This window comes from Pseudorhodoplanes sp. (assembly GCF_035565855.1).
GTDB lineage: Bacteria > Pseudomonadota > Alphaproteobacteria > Rhizobiales > Xanthobacteraceae > Pseudorhodoplanes.
The window spans coordinates 1-4,855 of sequence record NZ_DATMRX010000068.1; the positions used below are offsets into that span (position 1 = coordinate 1).

A 4,855-nucleotide genomic window follows, 5' to 3' on the forward strand; every position below is an offset into this window, starting at 1 on the left:
CGAACCCGAATGCCGGCCAGATCGGCCTCGTCGCCGCAGTGTCCATCGGCATCGGGGGCATGGTCGGCGCCGGAATCTTCTCGATCCTCGGCGTGGTCGCGCAGGCCGCCGGCAACATGATGTGGGCCGCCTTTTTGATCGGCGGCGTCGTCGCGCTCCTCTCGGCCTATTCCTATGCCAAGCTTGGCGCGGTGTTTCCGTCCGCCGGTGGGGCCGTTCATTTCCTCGTCAAGGGATTCGGCGACGGGGTCTTCAGCGGTGGGCTCAATCTTTTCATGTGGGCCGCCTACATCATTTCGCTGGCGCTCTACGCATCCGCTTTTGGAAGCTATGCTGCGACCTTCGTCACCAAGACGCCGAGCCCGTTCCTCCTGAAGTCGCTTGCGGTCGGTTCCGTGCTCGCACTCACGCTGCTCAATGCGTTCGGGGCTCGCATCATGGGCCGCGGCGAGACCATCATCGTGGCGATCAAGGTCAGCATCCTCGTTTTGTTTGCTGCGGTCGGGCTGTTCTTCATCGATGGCTCCAATTTTTCGCCCGCGCTCTCGCCCGAAGCGACGCTGATCCTGGTTGGTGCCGGCATTCTGTTCATCGGCTATGAAGGCTTCGACCTCATCACCAATGCGGCGGCCGACATGCGCAATCCGCGCGTGTTGTTGCCGCGCGCGCTCTACACCGCCGTCATTCTCGTCATCGTGATCTATCTCGTCGTCGCGGTCACGGTGACCGGAAACCTGTCGAGCGCCAAGATCGAGCAGGCGCGGGACTATGCGCTCGCCGAAGCCGCAAAGCCGTTCCTCGGCGAGGCAGGATTTCGGCTGATCGCGATCGCCGCGTTGTTTTCGACCGCGTCGGCAATCAATGCGACGCTCTTCGGTTCGGCCAATGTCTGTTACATGATCGCGCGCGACGGCGAACTGCCGGTCGGCCTGTCGCGCACCGAATGGAAACAGGCGAGCGGCGGCCTTCTGCTCACCGCCGCGTTGGTGATCGTGCTCACGCTGCTGTTCGATCTGTCGGGCATCGCCATGATGGGAAGTGCCGCCTTCCTTCTTGTGTATGGCGCCGTGAATGCCGGCCACTTGCGACTCCTGAAGGACACCGGCGCGCGTGCCAGCATCGTCTGGGCGGCGCTCCTGACCTGCCTTGTGATGTTCGTGATCCTTGCCGTCTATACGTGGCGCGAGCAGCCGGCAGCGATCACGGCGCTGGTGGTGACGGCCGTAGCGTCGTTTCTTGCCGAATGGGTGTATCGCCGCTGGACCAATCGCAAAATCCGCACCCAGACGCTGCCTCATGTTGAAGCGCAACCCGGCGTGGGCACGGGAGCGGGGCGCTGAAGCGATGCTGTCATCGCCCGCGAAAGCGGGCGATCCAGTAATCGCAACGGTTTCTGGATGCCCCGCTTTCGCGGGGCATGACAGGAAACGGGCGATGCGAGTCCGCCTCAACCGAAGTCGTTCTCGGTTAACAAAACGAATCCGCTCGGTCCGGGGCCGTTTTTTCGCGGCAGCTTGATGCAGGTCAACAACCCCAGGTGTTGACTGTGCCATGTTTCCCTCGGACTGGAGGGAAGACATGGGCGAGGCCGAGGAGAATTTCAGACGCGCGCGTGCCGCGTTTCGACATGCCGCCGAGGCGGACACGGTCGCTACGATGCGCCTTCATGCCGAACGCGGCATGGCGCTCCTGGAACGTGCCGACGCCCTGTCGGCGATCGTCGATGCCCAGCCCGGCCGGTTCCTGCGCCCGTCCAGCGACGTATAGTCATGCGCGAAAGTCGGCGGCTTCTCGAGCTCGCACGCAAATGCTTCGAGGATGCGGCGGATTGCGACGACCCCGCGCAGATGTGGTTCTATGCCGGTCAGGGTCGCCTTTACCTGGAACAGGCTGCGGAAGCGGAAAAAGCCGAAATGGCCGGAAAGACCGCCAGGGACAACAATCCGGGATAGGAGTTGAATCGCGGGCCCGCCTTGCGCCAAAGTGGTGCAGGGGAGAGGACCGATGCATCGGCTCGTACGCGCGGCCGGACTTGCGGTTTCATTCGGATCGGCCGGCGCGGTCCTTGCGCAAGGCGTCGAATATCCATCGGTCGCCGCGGCGCTCACAGCGCTCAAGGCCAAGCCCGGCGTCACCGTGAGCGCCAATGACGGCTGGACCATCATCACCGATGGCAATGTGAACTGGTCGTTCACGCCCGCCAATCATTACGCCCATCCCGCGGTCGGCCGGCGCGAGCTCAAGGGTGATCAGGGCCGCTTCTTCGTCGAGACGCGCATTCTGTGCCAGGCGCAGAAGGCCGCCTGCGACCGTCTGCGGGACGATTACGCGCTGCTCGACAGGCGCATGAACGAAGCCATCCAGCGCGATCTGCAGAAGAAATAAGCGCCGCGCCTGTGCGGGGCGCTATTTCGCGTCCTTGAAATAAGGCTCGACCGGCCCCTTCAGCTTGATGGTCAGAGGCTTGCCGTGGCGGTCCCTGGCATTGCCGGCGGCAACCCTGATCCAGCCCTCGCTCACGCAATATTCCTCGACATTGGTCTTTTCCTTGCCCGCAAACCGGATGCCGATGTCCCGCTGCAGCAATTCCTCGTTGTAATACGGGCTGTCCGGATCGTTCGACAGGCGGTCGGGGAGGGTGGAATCGGCCATGGCGGCGCCTCGCTAGGGTCAATCCGGCTTGGTTAGCCGCCGCTTCGGAAGGGCGCAACCCGCAAACGCACGCTGTCTTACGTCCGTGCTTTTCTGCCTGCGGTCGCCGCGCGAAGCCAGTCGACCCGCACGTTGCAAGTGTCTTGCAGTTCGGCGGTCAGTCCAGCGTGAAGGCCTCGTGGATGGCGCTCTGGATCGCGCCGCCCATGATCGGACCGCCGCCCGCGACATGGATGAAGTTGCCGATCGCCGCGGCACCGAGTCCATGCCGGGGCGTCGGCATCGGCGCGTAGGATTCCCAGATGTCCTTCTCGACATCATAGCCTTCATTCTGGCCGTAGACGCGGTTCGTGCCTTCGCCGCCCATCACGAAAATCCGGCCGCGATAGAACACCGCGCCGTGTCCGGACCGCGCGGTCGGCAGCGGCGCTCTTGGCTCCCACTTGTCGGCTTTCGGATCGTAGACGTGGTGCAGGTTGGAGTTGGTGTGGAAGGAATCCACCCGTCCGCCGATCACATGAATCTTGCCGTTCACCGCCAGCGTGCCGGTGTGGTCGCGCCCGGTCGGCATCGGCGAGCGCGTCGACCATTGGTCGATGCGCGGATCATAGACGAGATGCCAGTCGACCGATTTCTTGGTGGCGAAGGTATCCCCGATCGCCCCGCCAATGGCGTGCAGGTGACCGTTGATCGCCGCGCAGCCGATCGCGGCAAAGGGCTTCGGCAGCGGCGCGATGGCGCGCCAGCTGTCGCCGTCCAGCACGAAGCACAGATTGTCCGGCCTGCGGTTCTGCTCGATGAACCCGCCGATTGCGTAAAGCTTGCCGTTCACCACCGCGACCCCGACATGATTGGCGCCGCGCGGCAGCAAGGGGGCGTCGATCCACTTGTCGGACGCCTGGTCGTAGACATGGTGATAGGGCCGGTCGACGCGCTGCTCGCCGTAGCCGCCCACGATATGCATGCGATTGTTCAGCGTGGTGGCCCAGGCCATCTCGCTCCGCGGCAGCGGCAGAGCGGCCCGCGTGACCCAGCGGCCCTGCTGCGCCGCCTTCGGCGCGGGTGAATCGAAGACCTGCTGCAGCTTCATGGTGTCGAGCGGCGGCGTCTTGATCTTCGGATCGGTGAGGTGGGAATAGACCGGATCGTGTCCGGGGTGATGCTGCGCCCATGCCGGTATCGCCAGCCCCGCCCCCAGGGCTGCCAACACATTGCGACGTGAAATCATTCCGTTTCCCCGAGAACCCGCCTGCCGCCTTGTCTGGATGGCTAGCTTGGCTTGACGGCGGCACTATGACATGAAGCCCCGGGCGCAACGCAAGAGATGACCTCGGACCACGAATGACGCTTGGAACCCATTCTACCGTGCCGCTTTCGGGACCCCACAGCGCGGTCCGGCATGACTGGACGCGTGGGGAAATCCGCGATCTGTTCGCGCTGCCATTTCCGGATTTGATGTTTGCCGCCCAGTCGGTGCACCGCACCAATTTCGACCCGGCCGAGATTCAGGTCTCGACGCTCCTGTCCATCAAGACCGGCGGCTGTCCGGAAGACTGCGCCTATTGCCCGCAGAGCGCGAAATACGACACCGGCGTCAAGGCCGAGAAGTTGATGAGCCTCGACAAGGTTCTGGCCGAAGCGAAGGCCGCGAAAGATGCCGGCGCGAGCCGCTTCTGCATGGGCGCGGCCTGGCGCGAGCCCAAGGACCGCGATCTCGACAAGGTCTGCGCCATGATTGAGGGTGTGCGCGCGATGGGTCTTGAGACCTGCGTCACGCTCGGCATGCTGACCGGCGCGCAGGCGAAGCGGCTGAAGACATCGGGCCTCGACTATTACAACCACAATCTCGACACCTCGCCGGAATTCTACGGCGACATCATCACGACGCGGACCTATCAGGAGCGGCTCGACACGCTCGAGCATGTGCGTGACGCCGGCATTCACGTCTGCTGCGGCGGCATCGTCGGGATGGGAGAGGGACAGGAAGATCGCGTCGGGATGATCCACGCGCTCGCGACGCTGCCGGTGCATCCGGAAAGCGTGCCGATCAACATGCTGGTCAAGGTGGAAGGCACGCCGCTCGCGAATGGCGCGGCGATCGATGCGCTCGACTTCGTGCGCACCATCGCGGTCGCGCGCATCACCATGCCGCGCTCGATGGTGAGGCTGTCGGCGGGCCGCGAGGACATGACCGACGAGACCC

The 4,855-nt window shown here is 64.1% G+C and carries 7 protein-coding genes; 5 read left to right on the forward strand and 2 right to left on the reverse strand.

The annotated features are described in order from the left end of the window. The 4 genes from VN004_RS03945 to VN004_RS03960 all read left to right on the forward strand — a co-directional run. Positions 1-1,340, forward strand: a 1,340-nt coding sequence (locus tag VN004_RS03945) for an APC family permease (RefSeq protein ID WP_325607233.1), incomplete at its 5' end; no start/stop codon positions are given. A gap of 238 nt (positions 1,341-1,578) precedes the next feature. Continuing rightward, positions 1,579-1,767 (forward strand): hypothetical protein, encoded by a 189-nt coding sequence (locus VN004_RS03950; RefSeq protein ID WP_325607235.1) that lies wholly within the window; start codon positions 1,579-1,581, stop codon positions 1,765-1,767. Between the two features lie 2 nt (positions 1,768-1,769). Continuing rightward, positions 1,770-1,952: a hypothetical protein gene (locus VN004_RS03955; protein ID WP_325607237.1), complete on the forward strand. Its 183-nt coding sequence runs from the start codon at positions 1,770-1,772 to the stop codon at positions 1,950-1,952. Between the two features lie 52 nt (positions 1,953-2,004). Continuing rightward, positions 2,005-2,385 (forward strand): hypothetical protein, encoded by a 381-nt coding sequence (locus VN004_RS03960; RefSeq protein WP_325607238.1) that lies wholly within the window; start codon positions 2,005-2,007, stop codon positions 2,383-2,385. Positions 2,386-2,406: 21 nt separating this feature from the next. Here VN004_RS03960 and VN004_RS03965 read toward each other — a convergent pair whose 3' ends face one another. Further along, positions 2,407-2,652, reverse strand: coding sequence for a DUF3297 family protein (locus tag VN004_RS03965; protein ID WP_325607240.1), 246 nt, complete (start codon positions 2,650-2,652; stop codon positions 2,407-2,409). A gap of 157 nt (positions 2,653-2,809) precedes the next feature. Continuing rightward, positions 2,810-3,880 (reverse strand): Kelch repeat-containing protein, encoded by a 1,071-nt coding sequence (locus tag VN004_RS03970; protein ID WP_325607241.1) that lies wholly within the window; start codon positions 3,878-3,880, stop codon positions 2,810-2,812. Positions 3,881-3,993: 113 nt separating this feature from the next. On the opposite strand from VN004_RS03970, the gene bioB reads away from it, so the two are divergent. After that, on the forward strand, positions 3,994-4,855 hold an 862-nt coding region (bioB, locus tag VN004_RS03975; RefSeq protein WP_325607243.1), incomplete at its 3' end, for a biotin synthase BioB.